Below are 1,665 nucleotides of genomic sequence, written 5' to 3' on the forward strand. Positions count from 1 at the left end.
CTGCGCCGTTATGCACAGGAGCCATGGCTCGATGGCGGCAAGCTGGCTTGGCGCGATGCGCCAGCGCACAGTCACGATGCATCGGTGCTGTCGGGTATCGACGCACCATTCCAGGCCGATGGCGGCCTGCGCTTGCTGCAGGGCAATCTGGGCCGGGCGGTGATCAAGGTGTCGGCGGTCAAGCCCGAGCACCGCGTGGTCGAAGCGCCGGCGCTGGTGTTCGACTCGCAAGACGATCTGATTGCCGCCTTCAAGCGCGGCGAGCTGGAGCGAGACTTTGTGGCGGTGGTGCGTTTTCAAGGGCCACGCGCCAATGGCATGCCGGAATTGCACAAGCTGACGCCCTCGCTTGGTGTATTGCAGGACCGTGGCTTCAAGGTGGCCCTGATCACCGATGGTCGCATGTCCGGTGCATCGGGCAAGGTGCCGGCCGCCATTCATATCACCCCGGAAGTGCTGGCTGGCGGCCCCTTGGGGCGGGTGCGCAATGGCGACATCATCCGCCTCGATGCCGAAACCGGCGTGCTGCAAGCGAAGGTGGATGCCGCAGACTGGGCCGCGCGCGAGCAGGCCAGCATGGATTTGTCGGCCAATGAATGCGGCTACGGGCGTGAGCTGTTTGCCGGCTTTCGCCATGTAGCAACCGGCGCCGAAGAAGGCGCCATGAGTTTCATGCTGCCGCAATAGCGCGGCGGTGTAGCCAATGTAGCAACAGCAACAGGAGTAGTGCGGGTGAATAGTATTCGCGACATCATGCGCGCCTCGCCGGTCATGCCGGTGATCGTGATCGACCGGCTGGACGATGCCGTGCCGCTGGCGCGCGCCCTGGTGGCGGGCGGGATCCGGGTGCTGGAAGTCACCTTGCGTACCGCTGTGGCGCTCAATGCGATCAAGGCGATTGCCGATGCGGTGCCCGATGCCATCGTCGGTGTCGGTACGGTGACCCGGCCTGAGCAGTTTGCCCAAGTGAAGTCGGCCGGTGCGGTGTTTGCCGTCACCCCGGGCCTGACGGCGGAACTGGCTGCGGCGGCCAAGGCGGCCGATATGCCCTTGCTGCCGGGGGTGATGACCCCTTCCGAAGTGATTGCAGCCCGTGCCGCTGGTTTTGATGCAATGAAGCTGTTCCCGGCCGAGCAGGCTGGTGGGCTGGGCATGCTCAAGGCTCTGGCTGGCCCGTTTGCCGATGTGCTGTTTTGCCCCACCGGTGGCGTCAGCCTGCACAGCGCGCCACAGTTTCTGGCCTTACCCAATGTCGGCTGCGTCGGCGGCTCTTGGCTGGTACCCAAGGACAAGGTGGCCAGCGGTGACTGGCAAGCCATCAGCGCGCTGGCGCGCGAAGCGGCGGCCTTGCGTTGAATTGACTGCGCGGCGCCGCAGAGCGCCTGGCAGGGTAGGTATGCAACAGGCTTGCAGAGGGTGGTTCCTCGGCAAGCTGGCAGGACTCAAGTAGTGGCAGCAGGTAGAGCAATAGCAGGATCAATGTCTCCGTAGAGAGACTCGCATCAACCGGTAGCGGCTTGGCCGGTGTCGGTACAGGCGTAGCGAAGCGGCCCATTTCTCCGTCAGGGCACGCAGGGCACGCCCCTCCTGTTTCAGGAGGCATGGTGTTCAAGCACCAGTCCATACGTCTTGTGGCGCGTGGTTCTATCCAACCAAACGGAGAGG

The 1,665-nt window shown here is 64.3% G+C and carries 2 protein-coding genes; both read left to right on the forward strand.

The genetic code is table 11. The features are described 5' to 3' along the window. Positions 1-687: dihydroxy-acid dehydratase (locus ACE3OH_RS22085; RefSeq protein WP_374358413.1), on the forward strand; the 687-nt coding region annotated here is incomplete at its 5' end. Positions 688-726: 39 nt separating this feature from the next. Continuing rightward, on the forward strand, positions 727-1,356 hold the full coding sequence (gene eda, locus ACE3OH_RS22090) for a bifunctional 4-hydroxy-2-oxoglutarate aldolase/2-dehydro-3-deoxy-phosphogluconate aldolase (RefSeq protein WP_374358415.1): 630 nt from the start codon (positions 727-729) through the stop codon (positions 1,354-1,356). Positions 1,357-1,665: the final 309 nt, after the last annotated feature.

This window comes from Chitinimonas sp. (assembly GCF_041904975.1).
Classification (GTDB): Bacteria; Pseudomonadota; Gammaproteobacteria; order Burkholderiales; family Chitinimonadaceae; genus Chitinimonas.